The organism is Rhizobium sp. P2_G9 (assembly GCF_056403475.1).
In genome coordinates this window covers 1-16,188 of the sequence record NZ_JBFUFK010000013.1, presented here as the reverse complement: position 1 = coordinate 16,188, position 16,188 = coordinate 1, and the positions used below count along the sequence as shown (strand labels likewise).

Sequence of the window (16,188 nt, the reverse complement as noted above, 5' to 3'; positions counted from 1 at the left end):
CATAAGCGCGACGGACCCCGGATTTCAAGAATGAATCCGCCAACCATTGTCCGGAATGCGCAAAAGCATTCCGGATCGCAACAATATTCACGACATGATCAGGCCGCCATCGACATTGATCGTCTGCCCGGTGATGTAGGCGGCATCATCGCTGGCGAGGAACGTCACCAGACCCGCGACGTCATCGCCGGACCCGGCGCGCTTCATCGGAATGTTCTGTACCCATTCCTTCATCAGTTCGCCGGGCTGATAATTGCCGAGCAGCTTACCCCAGGCCTGGTCGTTATAGGCCCACATGTCGGTTTCAATGATGCCCGGGCAGAAGGCGTTGACCGTGATATTTTCGGTCGCCACTTCCTTGGCCAAGCTCTGGGTGATCCCGACCACGCCCATTTTCGAAGCCGCATAGTGCGGCGTGAAAATAAAACCTTGCCGCGCCTGGCCGGATGCGGTGCTGATAATGCGCCCGCCCCGCTTATGCTTGCGGATGCGCAGGATTGCCTCGCGCGCGCAGAGGAAAACGCCCTTGGTGTTGACGAGCATGACCTTGTCCCATTCGGCCTCCGTCATGTCTTCCAACCTGGCAATCGTGATCACGCCGGCATTCTGGATCGAGACGTCAACGCCGCCGAAAGCCTCTTCCGCGCGGTCGTAGAGAGCAACGACGCTCTTGGCATCCGTGACATCGCCGACGAAGGAGATGCTTTTGCCGCCCTCCGCCTTAATCGCGTCGGCGACGCCGTGAACGCTGTCTTCATTGGCCGAGACCACGACATTCGCGCCCTCGCGGGCGAAGCGCCGGGCAATTGCCGCTCCAATTCCACGGCTGGCACCGGTGATCACCACCGTCTTTCCGTCAAAGCGGGACATTGCGTTCTCCTTTTCGATTGATTGAACCGTTGGACGGCACGTGGCTGATAGTGCCGGTCAAGCGCCCGGATCCAGGCGCTCAGGGCATCGACAACACCGGCGCAATCGGCGGCTTTCAGCCTCCGCCGATCAGCTTGAAAGGGGGATGACGACCACGCTGCAATCAGAGCGGTCCGCCTTGGTCGTCATCGCCATGACCTCTGCTAGGGAGAATGAGAGGCCATTCATTTCCAGTTTCCGGCAACGATCTTCCTGCGTATCACGATCACCAGCAGCAGAACCCGCCGTCGACCAGCAGGTCGACACCGGTGACAAAACTCGCGGCGTCGGACAGGAGGAACACGGCTGGACCGACCATCTCGTCGACATTGGCCATCCGCTGCATCGGCGTCTGCTCTTCGAACAGTTTTGTCTGGTGCACCATTTCCGGCCGTGTGTTCATCGGTGTCGCGGTATAGCCGGGCGAGATGGTGTTGACGCGGACGCCGCGGCCGACCCATTCCATCGCCATGGACTTCGACAAGTGAATGACGCCGGCCTTCGAGGCGTTGTAATGGCACTGGCTCAGGCCGCGATTGACGATCACGCCCGACATGGAGGCGATGTTGACGATCGAACCCTTGCCGTGCTTCAGCATCGCCCGCGCTTCCGCCTGGCAGGAGAGGAAGACGCCCTTGAGGTTGACGTCCATCAGGGTCTGATATTGGTCTTCTTCCATGTCCTCGGCAGGATTGGCATTGGCGATGCCGGCGGCATTGACGGCAAGCGACAGCGCACCGAGGTCAGCCTCCGTGCGGCTGATCGCATCGGCCAATGCGGCCTTGCTGGTCACGTCGGCCGCGATCTGGACGGATTTCCTGCCCGCCTTGGCGATGAAGTCGGCGGTCTGCGCCAGGCCGTCATCGGTGCGGCGATCCATGAGCGCAACGTCGGCTCCACATTGGGCAAGGCCCATGGCAATGCGCTGGCCGATGCCGCTGCCGGCACCGGTGACGAGCGCCACATTGCCGGAGAGATCGAAAAGTTTCGGGGCGTTGAGCGTGATTTCGGCCACCACTCGTTCCTTTCATTGCATCAGATTGTCGCTAGTTCCATGACGGACACGTCGTTTGCCTCGGCGCGGTCGAGAATACCGGCCTGCTTGCCTTGCGCCAGCACGAGAATACGGTTGGAAATGCCCAGGACCTCTTCCAGGTCCGAGCTGACGACGATCACCGCCACGCCGCTTTTGGCCAGGTTGACGATAATGTCATAAATACCGGCACGCGCGCCGACGTCGATGCCGCGCGTCGGTTCATCGAGCACGACGACCTTGGGATCGCGCATCAGCCACTTGGCGATCACCACCTTCTGCTGATTGCCGCCGGACAGGTCCGACGCCGGCTGACCGGCACGGCCCTTGACGCCGAATTTGGCGATGGCTTTGTCGCCGAACCGGCGTTTCGCCTCCGCGGTGATCCAGCGGCGGCCAACCTGATCGAGATTGGCATAGGCAAGATTCTCGCCGATCTGGTGCGAGACGATCAGCCCCTGCAGCTTGCGGTCCTCGGGCACCATGACGATGCCGTGCGAGATGGCGTCAGCGGGGCTTTTCAGCTTCAATTCCCTGCCTTCGAGCAGCACGCGGCCGGCGCTGATCGGATCCGCCCCGGTCATTGCCCGGACCAGTTCGGTGCGGCCCGCACCGATCAGGCCGGCAATACCGAGAATTTCCCCAGCTTTGACGTTGAAAGAAATGTCATTGAAGGACTTTTCCGGGGACGACAGGCCGATCACTTCCAGGACAGGCCGATCCTGCGGCACGGGGAGCGCGGGGAACATCCGGTCAAGCGGCCGCCCGACCATGCTCTCGACGATCCTGCGGACCGGGGTGGCGCTATCAGCAAATTCATTGACGCGCTCGCCGTCGCGCAGCACGACGATGCGGTCGGTGATCTGCTTTATCTCTTCCATGCGGTGCGAGATATAGATGATCCCCACGCCTTCGGATTTCAGCTTGCGCACCTGCTCGAACAGCGCTTCCGTCTCCGCGCCGCCAAGGGCTGCCGTCGGCTCGTCCAGGATCAGCAGCTTGGCGTTCAAGGCAAGCGCCTTGGCAATCTCGATCAGCTGTTGATTGGCGGTCGAAAGCCCGGCCACCTTGCGCGTTGCCGGAATATGAAGGTTCAGGCGGGCGAGCTGCTCCTGCGCTCGCCGCACCATGGTCGCACGATCCAGCACGCCATTCTTCATCGGCCAGCGGCCAATGAAGACATTTTCGGCAATCGAAAGCTCGGGCAGAAGCTGAAGCTCCTGGTGGATCAGTACGATCCCCTTGTCGATTGCCTCTCTTGGAGAGGTCGGGGCATAGGGTTGCCCCAACCAGGTCATTGTTCCTTCGGAGGGATCGCGAGAGCCCGCAATGATGCCCGACAGGGTGGATTTGCCTGCTCCATTTTCACCAAGGAGTGCCACGACTTCCCCGGCGTAAATATCAAGATCGACTTTCTTGACCACGTCCAGGCTGCCGTAGCGTTTCGTAATGCCCCGGAGCGTGAGAACAGGCTCAGCCATAACGTATCTCCCGTAGCCGATCAGGGATGGTTGGCGATGAAGCCGTCGACATTATCCTTGGTCGTCAGCGTCGCGTCCATCAGCTGGATCGGCGGCACCTTCTCGCCTGCGACGATCTTGATCGCATTGGCAACGGCATCACGGCCCATTTTCTGGGTCTGCTGCGTCGCRGTGACGTCGAACACGCCGTTCTTCAGCGCCTTGAGTGCCGCGGTATCGCCGTCAAAGCCGCCGAGGGCAATCTTCTGCGACGGATTTGCGACCTTGATCGCCTGGGCAGCGCCAAGCGCCAGAGCGTCAGCTTCAGCAAAGACGATAGTCACGTCGGGGTTGGCCTGCAGCATGTTCTGCATGATCTGGAAACCCTCGTCCTGGCTCCAGATCTGCGAATACTGTTCGGCGACGACCTTGACGCCCGGATTGGCGGCAATCACTTCGCCACAACCCTTGCTGCGGTCGACTTCCGGCGTCGTGCCCTTCTGGCCATGGATGATGACCATCTTGCCCTTATTGCCGGCCTTGTCGATGATGTATTTGCAAATCGCCTTGGCCGAGGTCACAGAGTCCGTCGCCAGGAAAGTGTCGCCGGGAGCGCCATCGGCGTTACGGTCGACATTGACCACCGGGATGCCGGCGGTGCGGGCGAGCTTGACCGGAACGGTTGCGGCAGCCGCACCAGCGGGGATGTAGATCAGGGCGTCGATGTTCTGCGTCAGCAGGTCCTGGATCTGATTGACCTGTGTCGGGCCATCACCCTTGGCGTCGACGGTGACGACTTCGATGCCACGCTTCTTGCCCTCGTCTTCGACGGCCTGCTTGATCTGGTTGAAGAAATTGGCCTGCAGGTTGGCGACCGCGAGGCCGAGCTTCTTGACTTCCTTTGCCTGCACGGCGTTGAGCGACAGGGCCAATACGGCCGCTGAGGCCAGGAGAACACGCGCGAATTTCATTTTTTCCTCCGTTGGTTTGAACTATCCCGGGGAGCTATTCCCTCCTTCCCGGGCCTCTATCCGCTCCGTCATGGAGAGGAATTCGTCGAAGGGGCTGGCGAAGCCCCATAAATCTCAGGATCTCCGCTTGCGCAGCGTTTCAGCACCGACGGCGAGCACGATGACGATGCCGATGATCACCTGCTGCAGGAAGGGAGAGACATTGAGGAGATTGAGACCGTTGCGCAGGACGCCGATGATCAGCACGCCGATCAGCGTGCCGCCGATGCCACCGGACCCGCCGGTCAGCGACGTTCCGCCGATGACGACAGCCGCAATGGTGTCGAGTTCATAGCCGAGGCCGCTGGAAGGCTGAACCGAGTCCAGCCGGGCCGCCAGAACGATGCCTGCAAGTCCGGCCAGGACAGCGCAGACGATATAGACTGAGATTGTCACGCGCTGGACGTTGATGCCGGCGAGACGGGCGACTTCCGGATTGCCACCCACGGCATAGAGCATCCGCCCTTCGGCGCGAAATCTCAGAAACAGCCAGGCGACCAGGAGAACGACAAGCATCAGAAAAACGGTCGCCGTCAGCACGCCGAAATGCCGGTCGATAGCCAGCATCATGAACCAGTCCGGAAAGCCGACGATCTGCTGGCCGTCGGTGATCATCGAAGCAACGCCACGCGCCGCCGACATCATCGCCAGTGTCGCGATAAAGGCCGGCACGCGGAACTGGGTGATCATGATTCCGACAATCAGACCGCTGACGGCCGAGGCGACGAGCGCCACGGCCATGCCGACACCCATGGGAAATCCGGCGACATTCGCCGTCCAGCCCATCACCATCATCGACAGCGCGATCACCGAGCCGACGGACAGATCGATGCCGCCGATCAGGATCACGAATGTCATGCCGACGGCCATGATACCGAGGACGGTAATCTGATCGAGGATGTTGAGGCCATTGTGGACGGAGAGGAATTTGTCCGTTGCAACGCTCAGGAACAGGCACAGCGCGATCAAGCCGATCAGCGGGCCGGTCGCTCCACGCAGCCAGGCCAGCGGCTTTCTCTTTGTCACTTGTGCTTGTTCATTGACGCTAACCGCTGCCATGGTTCCTCCCGTAGCTCGGCTATCCTGAATAAGGCGGCAGTTTAGAATATTTATTCACATCTGCTGGAAAATGCACTAACAGGTCCGATTTGGACTGTCAATCAAAAATCCGCCACCGGCAAATGCCCGCCTCGCAACGTAAAATATTGACGAGGGACTTGACTAATGCACGTTTCTCGCAAAAATATAACATACTGAATAAATATGCAGGAGCGGAAATATGGAACTGGAGGAGCTTAAGCGCGTTGCGCGGCAAATCCGTTTGCGTGATCTTCAGGCGGTGTTCGAAGCGGGCGCGGGCCATATCGGCGGGGAAATGTCGGCGATCGACATCATGACCGCGCTCTATTTCCGCGTCCTCAGGGTCGATCCGAAAGAGCCGCGCCTGCCGGAACGGGATCGCTTCGTGCTCTCCAAGGGTCACACGGCGTGCGCCCTCTACGTGACGCTGGCGAAGCGCGGCTTCATTCCGGAAGAGGAAATCTCGACCTTCCTCAAGCCCCATTCCCGGCTCAACGGTCATCCGAACTGCAACAAGGTGCCGGGCGTCGAAACCAATACCGGCCCGCTCGGGCATGGCCTGCCCGTCGCCGTGGGCATGGCGAAAGCGGCGAAGCTCTCGGGGGCTGCCTATCACACCTATGTCATGACCGGCGACGGCGAGATGCAGGAAGGCTCCAACTGGGAAGCCATCATGGCTGCCAGTCAATTCAAGTTGGACAATCTGACCCTGATCGTCGACCATAACCGCTTCCAGCAGGGCGCGGCACTGGCGGAAACCAACGATCTGGCGCCGCTTCGTCCGAAGCTCGAGGCCTTCGGCTGGGACGTGACCGAGATCAACGGCAACGAGATGGCCGAGGTGGTTCCGGCGCTCGAAACGCGCACCCCTCGCCCGCATTGCATTGTCGCCCATACGAACAAGGGACATGGCATCAGCTTCATGCAGGACCGTGTCGAATGGCATCACAAAGTGCCGAGCAAGGAACAATACGAGATTGCTGTCGCAGAACTTTCGGAGGCGATTTGATGAACGCGCATGTTCCTGCAGAGGGTCTTCATGACTGCCGTGACGCTTTCGCCGCGACCCTGGAGCGACTGGCGGCCGAGAACAACAAGGTCGTCGCCGTGTGCAACGACTCCGTCGGATCGTCGAAACTGACCGGTTTCAAGGCCCGGTTTCCCGAACGCCTGGTCAATGTCGGTATTGCCGAGCAGAACATGGTCGGTGTCGGCGCCGGTCTCGCCAATGGCGGCATGCTGCCTTTCGTGTGCGGCGCGGCCCCCTTCCTGACGGGCCGTTCGCTCGAGCAGGTCAAGGCCGACATCGCCTATTCCAACGCCAATGTGAAGCTGGTCGGCATTTCCTCCGGCATGGCCTATGGCGAGCTTGGACCGACGCATCATTCGATCGAGGATTTCGCCTGGACCCGCGTGCTTCCGAACCTGCCGGTGATCGCGCCCTGTGACCGGATCGAGACCGCTGCAGCCATCGAATGGGCCGCGAGCTATGCCGGCCCCTGCTTCCTGCGCCTTTCGCGCGTCGGCGTCCCGGACCTGCTTCCGCAAGGACACAGGTTCGAGGTCGGCAAGGCCAACCTCCTCCGCCAAGGCGCGGACGTGACCCTGATTGCCAACGGAACGTTGACGCATCGCATCCTCAAGGCTGCCGACATCCTGGCGCAACGCGGCATCGAAGCCCGCGTCCTCAACATGGCTACCGTCCGGCCGATCGATGAAACCGCAATCATCGCGGCCGCAAACGAGACCGGCGCGATTCTGACGGCTGAGGAACACTCGATCTTTGGCGGTCTCGGCTCCGCCGTGGCGGAAGTTGTCGTGGACAATGTGCCGGTGCCGATGAAACGTCTTGGCGTGCCGGGTATCTTTGCGCCGACCGGGTCCGCAGAATTCCTGCTTGATGAATTCGGCATGGCTCCGGCGTCGATTGCTGACGCTGCCGCCGAGCTGATCAGGCGCAAGTGAAATTGGATTGCAACACATGTCGCCCGAAAGGGGCTCCCGGTTTCGGGACAACGACATGCGCAAAAACAAACAGATAAAGCGCGTCACCTGATCCATAAATATGCCGACGCGCTTTAGCGGACTGACGGGGCGCGTTCATTCGCGCCCTCGCGCGTTGGAGGAGAGAATTCATGCGGGCCATTCTCGCAATCGATCAAGGCACGACCAATTCCAAGGCGCTTCTGGTGTCCACCACGGGAGAGCTGCTGGCGCGCGGATCGTCGCCGGTCGGCATTTCCTATCCCCAACCCGGCTGGGTCGAGCAGGACCCGAAGAGGATCTGGGAATCGGTCTGCGAGGCGATCCAGGCCTGTCTGGCAGCGAAGCCGGACGCCGTGGTCGAAGCTGTCGCCATTTCCAACCAGCGGGAATCGGTGACGATCTGGGATGCCGAGACGGGGAAACCGCTCGGCCCGGTCTTGAGCTGGCAGTGCCGCCGAACCGCGGCGGATTGCGCCCGGTTTATCGATGCAGGCCATCAGCCGCGCGTGCAGATGCTCACCGGGCTGCCGCTTGATCCGATGTTTCCCGGCCCGAAAATGCGCTGGCTGCTCGAACAGGCGCCAAGAGGCCGCAAGCTGCGATTGGGCACGATCGACAGCTGGCTGATCCATTGTCTGACCGCGGGCAGGMAGCACGTTTGCGACGCGTCCAATGCAGCAAGAAGCCAGCTCTTCGACCTCAATGCCCAAGTCTGGAGCGACAAGCTGTGTGCGCTTTTCGACGTGAACAAGGATGCGCTTCCCCTGGTGCTGGACAGCGCCGCCGATTTTGGCACAACGCTGAATGTACCCGGCGTGCCCAATGGCACGCCGATCCGTTCGGCAATCGGCGACAGTCACGCGGCATTGTTCGGTCACGGCGCCTTCAACACCGGCGACGGAAAGATCACCTTCGGCACCGGCTCGTCTGTCATGACGACGTTGCCCAACTTCATCGCTCCGCAGAAAGGCATCACCACCACGGTGGCGTGGCGGATCAACGGCAAGCCGACATTCGCCTTCGAAGGCAATATCCTGGTTTCCGCCGCGAGCCTTCCATGGATGGCCGAGATATTGGGCCTGCCGGATGTCGCTTCCCTGGTCGAACTCGCGGCCACGGCTGGACCCGATGGCCCGGGATTCGTGCCGGCATTCGTCGGCCTCGGTGCTCCCTATTGGAATTCTGATGCAAGAGCATTGTTCTCGCAGATCAATTTCAGCACCACGCGGGCGCAGATGGCACGCGCCGTCACCGACTCGATCGCCTTCCAGGTGAGGGATGTCTTCGCCGCGATGCAGAGCCAGTTCGGCCATGGCTTTGGCGCACTCTATGTCGACGGCGGGCCGAGCCAGAACCGTTTCCTCATGCAATGCGTGGCCGACGTGCTGCGGCATCCTGTCATCCAGCGCGAGGCACCCGAAGTCTCGGCCCTGGGAGCGGCTTATCTCGCCGGCCTGTCGCTGGGGATCTGGGAGAGCATGGACGCCATTGCCAGGTTGCCGAGAAACGGCGTCGAAATCGGGCCTGAGGACAGCGAACAATCGAGAAAACTCGACACTTGGTACGATGCAATTGATCGCTCGACGTTTGTGCGCGCTGGGACTAAGAGTGAATAAAAATTCAGCCGGGGGAATGTATGAGTCGTCTGAACGAACTGCGCCTGATTGCTCGCGTCGCTCAGATGTATCATATCGAGCACAAACGTCAGGCGGAGATCGCCGAACACCTGCATCTCTCCCAGGCCACAGTCTCCCGGATGCTGAAAAAGGCCGAAGCGGAAGACATCGTCCGCACCAGCGTCATTCCTCCCGCCGGCACCTTCATCGACCTTGAAAACGGTCTCCGCGAGCGCTTCAATCTCCCCGAGGCGATCGTCGTCGAGTGCTCGGAAGATCGCGATGGCGCGATCATGGCGCGGATCGGCGAAGCTGGAGCTCACCTCCTCGAAATGACGCTTGTTCCCGGCGAGATCATCGGCGTTTCGAGCTGGAGCCAGACCATTTTCAAGATGGTCGAGAACATTCATCCGCAGAAGAGCGCGCAGGCAAAATATGTCGTTCAGACGCTGGGGGGAATGGGCGACCCCTCCGTGCAGACCCATGCGACTCAGCTCACCACGCGGCTTGCAAAGCTGACCGGAGCGGAGCCCAAGCTGTTGCCGGTGCAAGGCGTGACCACGTCCCGGGAAGCCAAACTGCTGATGACATCCGATCCCTATGTGCGTGAGACCATGGACCTCTTCAGCAGCATCAGCCTGGCGATCGTTGGCATCGGCGCCGTCGAGCCGTCGGAACTGCTGACGCGTTCGGGAAACATCTTCTCCCAGCGTGAACTGGCCGATCTTGCCGAGGCCGGCGCGGTTGGCGACATCTCGCTGCGGTTCTTCGACAGACATGGGAAATCGGTGAAGACGCCGCTGGACGAGCGCGTGGTCGGGTTACCTATGGAAGACCTGTCCCATGTGAAGCGCGTTATCGCGGTGGCCGGCGGCGCCAAGAAGACGGAAGCGATCGCCGGTGCATTGCGAATCGGTGTCATCGATACGCTGATCACCGACCACTTTACCGCCGCCCGTCTTTTGTCTCCGCAGTCCGCCTGACTTGAAAGCCTACCGCATTTCCACCCGGCAACCAGGCTTGGAGGCACAAGTCGCCCAGGCTCGATCATGAACAGGGCCGAAACTTACCCTCTTTGGTGACGCAGATATCGAGTTCGACGACGGTTTTTTTCTTGGCCACAACCGATAGTCCCGTAGCGGTCATGCCTGGATTGGCGGCGATAAAGGCTTTCTTGATCTCCGCAGAGTCACCCTTCTTGAGCTTTTTGGGAGTACGGAATTCATCGGGAATCACGACGGCCTTCACGTCGGCCTCCGACAATTTGAAATAATCGGAGGGCGACAGACCGGAACACGTACCATGCTTGGGCCATTCGTGATCGATGAGCGATGGGTCGGCATAGATGTCAGCCCATTGTTCGTGCTCAGCATCGCTGAGGGCTGTTTGGCTGCAGGAGGTCGGATATGCCCCGCCTTCCATCTGCGGCCAGAGCCCATGCAGGACAAAGCCCTTCGGAGAACTGCACTCCTTCTGGTGCCCATGGTTCGTGGCACAGAAGCCGGGCTCCCACGACAGCGCCAGGACATAATAATCGAACTGTCCCGGCGGCCGCTTGCCGACATCGTGTGGAGCAGCGTTCAGATTGACGGGAGCAACCAGCGTGGCCGCCGCCAGCATGGCGGCAAGGCCTGTCGATACGCAATTGCGAAAGCGCTTTTTCGTCCCCATGAGATTAATCCCCTCTCGCGATTTCCAGCAGACATACCCACAATTGCCGCACTCACCTTCGGGAGAGGCTTCTACAAAGCGCTCTCGACGGAAAAATAACGGTGGCGCGCGCTTGGAGCATAACGCGACGAGCATCGCATTTCAACTATTGCGGTGAACATCGAAGAATACAATCCGGCGATTTTACGCGGGATGACTTGCCAGACGGAACGAGTTGATGAGGGCAAAGAGGAAGCCCGGTCCAGCAGGGCGGGCGGACCGGGCTTCAGGGCGATCTGCGCTTTGTGAACGGGGATCAAGCGCAGATGCGGACTTTGTTCAGATAGGGCTGGCCGGAATAATCGCGCCGCCAGCGCATTTCCACCCGGCATCCAGGCGTGGAGGCGTCCGTCCTCCAGGCGAGCCGGACCGAATTGGCAGCGTCCTGTCGGGACGAGGTGGCGGCGGTGGTCAGGTCACTTCCGGCGGGGCCGAGAGCCGCAAACGCAGCACCTGCTGCAGCAACCAACCCGACAAAGAACCTGTCCATCACCGCCATCCCATCTCAAAACGGTCGCACTTAACTTGAGATGGTTTTCGCACAGATCGGACCGTCCTGCTGTTCCCAACGGAACACGCCTGCTCAGGCGGGCGATTGAGCGCCAAAAGCAGAGAACTGGGCAACCAGCGGCGCCGGCAGCCGCTGCGGCCGGCCACGGCCATTGATGACGGCGACGATGACGTGCGCGGCGATCAGCAATGTCCCGTCGCGGCGGATTTCCTGGTCGAGGATCAGCTTGGCGCCGGCTGCCTTCTCCGTCACGGTGCGGATCGTCAGCACGTCGTCCATCCGCGCCGGCTGTTTGAAATCGATCTCCATGCGGTGCACAACGAAGACAAGGCTTTCCTCTCCCGTCGACACCTTGCTCTGATCGATGCCGAGGCAGCGCAGGAAATCGGTGCGGCCGCGCTCGAGAAAATGCAGGTAGCGGGCGTGATAGACGACGCCGGAGAAATCCGTGTCTTCGTAATAGACACGCTGGGTGAGGATATGGCCTTCGGCCGTCAGTTCGCCGGAAAGCGAAATGGATTGATACTGCATTGCGGAACTTCTCTGTTGATACGCCGCAAATCCTTATCGTCAGCCAGCCGTCCAGCCAAGCGGATTGACCGATAGGTTTGCGCTGCTATGGTCCACACCAATAGTTTGCAGGAAATGGATATTTGCAAATGATGACAATTCGATCCGGCCTTGTCGTTCTCGTCAAAACTTTGATGCTGTTGCTTGCCCTCGAATTGATCATGCGCCTGATCGACGTGTCGGCGGGAACGACAGTGCGCTGGTCTTTCATTGCTGCGGGGACCCTGCTGTTTATTCCCCTGATGCTGATCTACTGGCTCGCAGAAGCCATTGTGGATCACATGACGCCGAAATCGAACGAGACTTTTGCCGAAACGCCGTTGAAATTCGACGACCTACAAGCCATCGTCTTCAGCGCCACAGGCGCCTATGTGCTCGTCACAGCGATGCGCGAAACAATCTATCTCATGGATTTCCTATTTCAGACACAGCCACGCGCGCTGGAGATACCGATCCCGATTCCGGCTCACCTCTATCTGACGCCGATCGCCAACTGGCTATTCGGATTCTACCTGTTGATCGGCGCGCCAGTGCTGCGGCGATGGCTGGCGAATATTCGCCGCGCCTCGCCTGTCCCGCGGCCACTCGAAGAAGAGTAGAATGGTCAGCCCTTCCAAAGCCCCTCACGGCTGAGCTCATCCTGCGTCATGACGATGCTCTTGTGCAGGATGTCGGCCATCTGATCGATCTGGCTTTCCGAGATCGTCAACGGCGGGCTCATCACGCACATATTGATCAGCGGCCGCACCAGGAGGCCAAGCTCCTGGCAGTGCTTGTCGATGCGTTTTCCCACTTCGAGATCGAGCGCCAGCGGATTGTTGCTGACATGGTCGGCGACGCATTCGATGCTCGCCATCAGCCCGACGCCACGGACCTCACCCACCAGCGGCAATTCTTCGAGCGCCTTCAACCGGCTCTGGAAATGCGGCGCAATCGTCCGCGTCCGCTCCAGCAGACCGTTTTCCAGCATGTCGAGATTTTTGAGCGCCACCGCACAGCCGATCGGATGGCTGGAATAGGTGAGGCCATGCGCAAACATCGCATCCGGATGGTTGGACTGGCGCAATTCCTCGAACAGTTTCGAGCGGATCATCACGCCGCCAAGCGGGAAATAACCCGAGGTCACGCCCTTGGCGAAGGTGATCATATCCGGCTCGATACCGAACTCATCCTTCGACGCGAAGACATGCCCGAGCCGGCCGAAGGCGGTCACCACTTCGTCGGAAATATAGAGAATGTCATGCTCGGTGCAGAGCGCCCGCATGCGCGGCAGATAGCCTGGCGGCGGCACGATCACGCCGCCAGACGCCATGATCGGCTCGCCGATGAAGGCTCCGATCTTGTCGGCGCCGACCCGCTCGATCGTCGAGCGAAATTCGTCGATCAGGAAATCGGTGAAGGCCTCCACAGTCATGCCCTTCGGCCTGCGGAACGGATTCGGGCAGGAGAGCTTGATCACCAACTCTTTGGCGCTGTCCATCCAGTCCTGGTCGCGCGGCCGGCCATTCATCGAGGCGGCGAGATAGGTCGAGCCGTGATAGGCGCCCTCGCGGCTGACGATCAGCTTCTTCTCCGGCCGTCCCCGGACATTGTTGTAGAATTGCAGGAAGCGGAAGGCCGTCTCCACCGCCGAGGAACCACCGGTCGTGTAGAACACATGGTTCATGCCCGCAGGCGCATGGCCTGCCAGCCGCTCGGCCAAAAGCGCCGACGGCTCGTTGGTCGTATACCAGGGCGAATTATAGGAAAGCGCCATCGCCTGGTCGAACATGACCTGCGCCAGCTCCTTGTTGCGATGGCCGACATTGACGCACCACATGCCGGCGGGGCCGTCGATCAGCTGCCGTCCGGCACTGTCGGTGACATAGATGCCGTCGCCGCTTTCGATCAGGCCGCGCGCTTCCGCGCCGATCGAGCCGGCCACTGGCCAGGGCTGCACGAGATGCTTCTCGGCAATCGCCTCGATGGCGGAAGGGCTCTCTTCCATCTCGATCTCTTCCCGTTTCGCAGCCATGATCGCCTCCCGTGCAAATTTAAGACATTACCTCAACAGACTGTTTTACAATAGAATATATGATTCTTATTGAATGTCTGTTCAGTCAATATCCCAGAAACGATAAGGAAGATCAATCCCGCTCGGTAGATTTCTTTGCTGTGAGAGAGCGCTTGACCGCCAGCGCTCAGCCGCCGGCTCTCAGCCGCTTGCGCGTCTCAGACGGGCTCTCGCGGAATTGGGCGCGATAGGAGCGGGAGAAGGCCGAGGCCGAATTGAAGCCGGCCGAAGCGGCGATGTCGGCGAAGGAAGCGCGGCTTTCGATCACCTTGCGCCGCGCGGTATTGAGCCGAAGCGCGAGGTAATGCACATGCGGCGAGACGCCGAAACTTTCGTTGAACAGGCTTTGCAGGTGGCGCGCGCTGATGCCGGTACGCTTCGCCAGCCGCTCCAGCGAAAACGGCTGGTCGACGCTTTCCTCCATCAGCCGCACCGCCTGCACCAGACGCTTGTCCATCTCGCCGGAACTGCCGGATGGCGACGGCAGCGGACCGGCGCCGGCATCGCGCTCATAGAGGAAGGCGCGCGACACTTCGAGCGCCAGCGAATAGCCCTGCCGGCGGCGGATGATTTCCAGCATCATGTCGATCGTCGGCAGCGAGCCGCCGGATGTCATGCGCTTGCGGTCGATGACGAAGCGTTCCTTGACCACATTGATCTGCGGATAGCGGCCGGCAAATTCATCGCGGTCCTCCCAGTGGACGCTGACCTGGTGGCCATCGATCAGGCTCGCCTCGGCCATCAGCCATGTGCCGGATTCGATGCCGGCGATCATCGAGCGGTGGCGGGCGGTTCGCGATAGCGCCATCTTCATCGGCGCGATATTGTTACGCCGCCAGTTGTAGCTGGAGACGACGAACAGCGGATTTTCATCCTTGTCGGGCCGGAAGGCGCCATCGACCGAGATGTTGATATGCGCCGTGGTCTCTACCGGCTTGCCGTCGGGGCTGAACAGCCGCCAGCTATAGAGCGTCTGGCCGGCGACGCGGTTGGCGGCGCGCAGCGGTTCGAACACCGACGCGAGCAGCAGCACTGTCGTTTCGGGGAAGGCGAGGATATCGATTTCCAATGGCCGGTCGGGATGGTCGAACATGGAGGCTCCGCAAGCTTCCGATTATGTATAGAATTCTGCCGAAACTGCAAAGCAAAGAAACGCAAGCACTGGCCTAATTGCCGCCAAGCTGCTCCGAGGGAGGTTTTCGAAATGCCGCTCACCATGAACCGTGAAGTCTTCATCACCTGCGCCGTCACCGGCTCGGGTGACACTGCCGGCAAGTCGCGCCTTGTGCCGCGCTCGCCGAAGGAAATCGCCGATTCAGCCATCGATGCCGCCAAGGCCGGTGCCGCAATCGTCCATTGCCACGTGCGCGATCCCGAAACCGGCGCCCCCTCGCGCCTGAATTCGCTCTACAAGGAAGTCACCGACCGCATCCGCCAGGCCGACACCGATGTGGTGCTCAACCTGACCGCCGGCATGGGCGGCGATATCATTTTCGGCAGCCCGGAAAATCCGCTGCCGCTCAACCCGGCAACCGACCTCGCCGGCGCCACCGAGCGCGTCTCCCATGTTGCCGAATGCCTGCCGGAAATCTGCACGCTCGATTGCGGCACGATGAATTTCTCGCTCGGCGACTATGTGATGACCAACACGCCCGGCACGCTGCGCGCCATGGCCAAGCTGATGACCGACCTGGGCGTCCGTCCGGAAATCGAAGCCTTCGACACCGGCCATCTCTGGTTCGCCAAGCAGCTGGTCCAGGAAGGCCTGATCGAGAATCCGGTGCTGGTGCAGCTCTGCATGGGGGTTCCGTGGGGCGCGCCCAATGACCTCAACACCTTCATGGCAATGGTCAACAACATACCCTCGGACTGGACTTTCTCGGCCTTCGCCATCGGCCGTGATGCGATGGCCTACCCGGCCGCAGCCATCCTCGCCGGCGGCAATGTCCGCGTCGGCCTCGAAGACAATCTCTATATCGGCAAGGGTGAGTTCGCCACCAATGCCCAGCTGGTCGAAAAGGCCGTCGGGGTTATCGAGGGTATGGGCGCCAAGATCATCGGGCCGGCAGACGTTCGCAAGAAGCTGAAGCTGCAGAAGCGCTGAGATCGGAGTTACCCCCCTCTGCCCTGCCGGGCATCTCCCCCTCAAGGGGGGAGATTGGCTGGGGGCACGCTCCGGCCTCCACTCCTAACTTCGAGATCGGGGCGAGCGGCAGCCGCGCATCAATCTCCCCCCTTGAGGGGGAGATG

16 protein-coding genes are annotated in these 16,188 nt (G+C 60.7%); 6 read left to right on the top strand and 10 right to left on the bottom strand.

Features of this window, described 5'->3' with window-relative positions:
• Nucleotides 1-87 precede the first annotated feature (87 nt).
• From AC1DYF_RS12550 to AC1DYF_RS12530, 5 genes are all read right to left on the bottom strand, one after another.
• Complete coding sequence (locus AC1DYF_RS12550; RefSeq protein WP_477877071.1) at nucleotides 88-870, bottom strand: SDR family oxidoreductase; 783 nt, start codon at nucleotides 868-870, stop codon at nucleotides 88-90.
• 265 nt (nucleotides 871-1,135) lie between these two features.
• Nucleotides 1,136-1,924, bottom strand: a complete 789-nt coding sequence (locus AC1DYF_RS12545; protein ID WP_477877070.1) for an SDR family oxidoreductase — start codon at nucleotides 1,922-1,924, stop codon at nucleotides 1,136-1,138.
• Nucleotides 1,925-1,944: 20 nt separating this feature from the next.
• Nucleotides 1,945-3,423 (bottom strand): sugar ABC transporter ATP-binding protein, encoded by a 1,479-nt coding sequence (locus AC1DYF_RS12540; RefSeq protein ID WP_477877069.1) that lies wholly within the window; start codon nucleotides 3,421-3,423, stop codon nucleotides 1,945-1,947.
• 20 nt (nucleotides 3,424-3,443) lie between these two features.
• Nucleotides 3,444-4,373: a substrate-binding domain-containing protein gene (locus AC1DYF_RS12535; protein WP_477877068.1), complete on the bottom strand. Its 930-nt coding sequence runs from the start codon at nucleotides 4,371-4,373 to the stop codon at nucleotides 3,444-3,446.
• Nucleotides 4,374-4,487: 114 nt separating this feature from the next.
• On the bottom strand, nucleotides 4,488-5,471 hold the full coding sequence (locus AC1DYF_RS12530) for an ABC transporter permease (protein WP_477877067.1): 984 nt from the start codon (nucleotides 5,469-5,471) through the stop codon (nucleotides 4,488-4,490).
• A gap of 220 nt (nucleotides 5,472-5,691) precedes the next feature.
• Here AC1DYF_RS12530 and AC1DYF_RS12525 point away from each other — a divergent pair, with 220 nt between their 5' ends.
• From AC1DYF_RS12525 to AC1DYF_RS12510, 4 genes are all read left to right on the top strand, one after another.
• Nucleotides 5,692-6,501: a transketolase gene (locus AC1DYF_RS12525; protein WP_477877066.1), complete on the top strand. Its 810-nt coding sequence runs from the start codon at nucleotides 5,692-5,694 to the stop codon at nucleotides 6,499-6,501.
• Nucleotides 6,501-7,457, top strand: coding sequence for a transketolase family protein (locus AC1DYF_RS12520; RefSeq protein ID WP_477877065.1), 957 nt, complete (start codon nucleotides 6,501-6,503; stop codon nucleotides 7,455-7,457). The genes AC1DYF_RS12525 and AC1DYF_RS12520 overlap by 1 nt, the downstream gene beginning before the upstream one ends.
• A 170-nt stretch (nucleotides 7,458-7,627) precedes the next feature.
• Nucleotides 7,628-9,094, top strand: a complete 1,467-nt coding sequence (locus AC1DYF_RS12515) for an FGGY family carbohydrate kinase (protein WP_477877064.1) — start codon at nucleotides 7,628-7,630, stop codon at nucleotides 9,092-9,094.
• A gap of 20 nt (nucleotides 9,095-9,114) precedes the next feature.
• A complete protein-coding gene (locus AC1DYF_RS12510) occupies nucleotides 9,115-10,077 on the top strand; it encodes a sugar-binding transcriptional regulator (protein ID WP_477877063.1) in 963 nt (320 codons plus the stop codon).
• 64 nt (nucleotides 10,078-10,141) lie between these two features.
• Here AC1DYF_RS12510 and AC1DYF_RS12505 read toward each other — a convergent pair whose 3' ends face one another.
• The 3 genes from AC1DYF_RS12505 to ybgC form a co-directional block, all read right to left on the bottom strand.
• Nucleotides 10,142-10,900, bottom strand: coding sequence for a ribonuclease T2 family protein (locus AC1DYF_RS12505; RefSeq protein ID WP_477877062.1), 759 nt, complete (start codon nucleotides 10,898-10,900; stop codon nucleotides 10,142-10,144).
• Between the two features lie 160 nt (nucleotides 10,901-11,060).
• Complete coding sequence (locus AC1DYF_RS12500) at nucleotides 11,061-11,294, bottom strand: hypothetical protein (RefSeq protein WP_477877061.1); 234 nt, start codon at nucleotides 11,292-11,294, stop codon at nucleotides 11,061-11,063.
• Nucleotides 11,295-11,387: 93 nt separating this feature from the next.
• A complete protein-coding gene (ybgC, locus tag AC1DYF_RS12495; protein WP_477877060.1) occupies nucleotides 11,388-11,846 on the bottom strand; it encodes a tol-pal system-associated acyl-CoA thioesterase in 459 nt (152 codons plus the stop codon).
• A gap of 128 nt (nucleotides 11,847-11,974) precedes the next feature.
• Between ybgC and AC1DYF_RS12490 the strand changes: the two genes are divergently transcribed.
• A complete protein-coding gene (locus tag AC1DYF_RS12490; protein ID WP_477877059.1) occupies nucleotides 11,975-12,484 on the top strand; it encodes a hypothetical protein in 510 nt (169 codons plus the stop codon).
• A 5-nt stretch (nucleotides 12,485-12,489) separates the two neighbouring features.
• Here the strand turns inward: AC1DYF_RS12490 and AC1DYF_RS12485 are convergent, their stop codons facing one another.
• Nucleotides 12,490-13,899: an aminotransferase gene (locus AC1DYF_RS12485; protein WP_477877058.1), complete on the bottom strand. Its 1,410-nt coding sequence runs from the start codon at nucleotides 13,897-13,899 to the stop codon at nucleotides 12,490-12,492.
• Nucleotides 13,900-14,065: 166 nt separating this feature from the next.
• On the bottom strand, nucleotides 14,066-15,031 hold the full coding sequence (locus AC1DYF_RS12480) for a GlxA family transcriptional regulator (RefSeq protein WP_477877057.1): 966 nt from the start codon (nucleotides 15,029-15,031) through the stop codon (nucleotides 14,066-14,068).
• A gap of 111 nt (nucleotides 15,032-15,142) precedes the next feature.
• Here AC1DYF_RS12480 and bcoG point away from each other — a divergent pair, with 111 nt between their 5' ends.
• Nucleotides 15,143-16,042, top strand: a complete 900-nt coding sequence (bcoG, locus tag AC1DYF_RS12475) for a 3-dehydrocarnitine:acetyl-CoA trimethylamine transferase BcoG (protein WP_477877056.1) — start codon at nucleotides 15,143-15,145, stop codon at nucleotides 16,040-16,042.
• The last annotated feature ends 146 nt before the right edge of the window (nucleotides 16,043-16,188 follow it).

Excerpts from the sequence above, each read along its gene's own strand:
- AC1DYF_RS12490 (WP_477877059.1), top strand. The coding sequence starts at position 11,975 with ATGATGACAATTCGATCCGGCCTTGTCGTTCTCGTCAAAACTTTGATG.
- AC1DYF_RS12505 (WP_477877062.1), bottom strand. The coding sequence starts at position 10,900 with ATGCTCGTCGCGTTATGCTCCAAGCGCGCGCCACCGTTATTTTTCCGT.
- AC1DYF_RS12550 (WP_477877071.1), bottom strand. The coding sequence starts at position 870 with ATGTCCCGCTTTGACGGAAAGACGGTGGTGATCACCGGTGCCAGCCGT.
- AC1DYF_RS12510 (WP_477877063.1), top strand. The coding sequence starts at position 9,115 with ATGAGTCGTCTGAACGAACTGCGCCTGATTGCTCGCGTCGCTCAGATG.
- AC1DYF_RS12500 (WP_477877061.1), bottom strand. The coding sequence starts at position 11,294 with ATGGACAGGTTCTTTGTCGGGTTGGTTGCTGCAGCAGGTGCTGCGTTT.
- AC1DYF_RS12540 (WP_477877069.1), bottom strand. The coding sequence starts at position 3,423 with ATGGCTGAGCCTGTTCTCACGCTCCGGGGCATTACGAAACGCTACGGC.
- AC1DYF_RS12520 (WP_477877065.1), top strand. The coding sequence starts at position 6,501 with ATGAACGCGCATGTTCCTGCAGAGGGTCTTCATGACTGCCGTGACGCT.
- AC1DYF_RS12525 (WP_477877066.1), top strand. The coding sequence starts at position 5,692 with ATGGAACTGGAGGAGCTTAAGCGCGTTGCGCGGCAAATCCGTTTGCGT.
- ybgC (WP_477877060.1), bottom strand. The coding sequence starts at position 11,846 with ATGCAGTATCAATCCATTTCGCTTTCCGGCGAACTGACGGCCGAAGGC.
- AC1DYF_RS12485 (WP_477877058.1), bottom strand. The coding sequence starts at position 13,899 with ATGGCTGCGAAACGGGAAGAGATCGAGATGGAAGAGAGCCCTTCCGCC.
- AC1DYF_RS12530 (WP_477877067.1), bottom strand. The coding sequence starts at position 5,471 with ATGGCAGCGGTTAGCGTCAATGAACAAGCACAAGTGACAAAGAGAAAG.
- AC1DYF_RS12480 (WP_477877057.1), bottom strand. The coding sequence starts at position 15,031 with ATGTTCGACCATCCCGACCGGCCATTGGAAATCGATATCCTCGCCTTC.
- bcoG (WP_477877056.1), top strand. The coding sequence starts at position 15,143 with ATGCCGCTCACCATGAACCGTGAAGTCTTCATCACCTGCGCCGTCACC.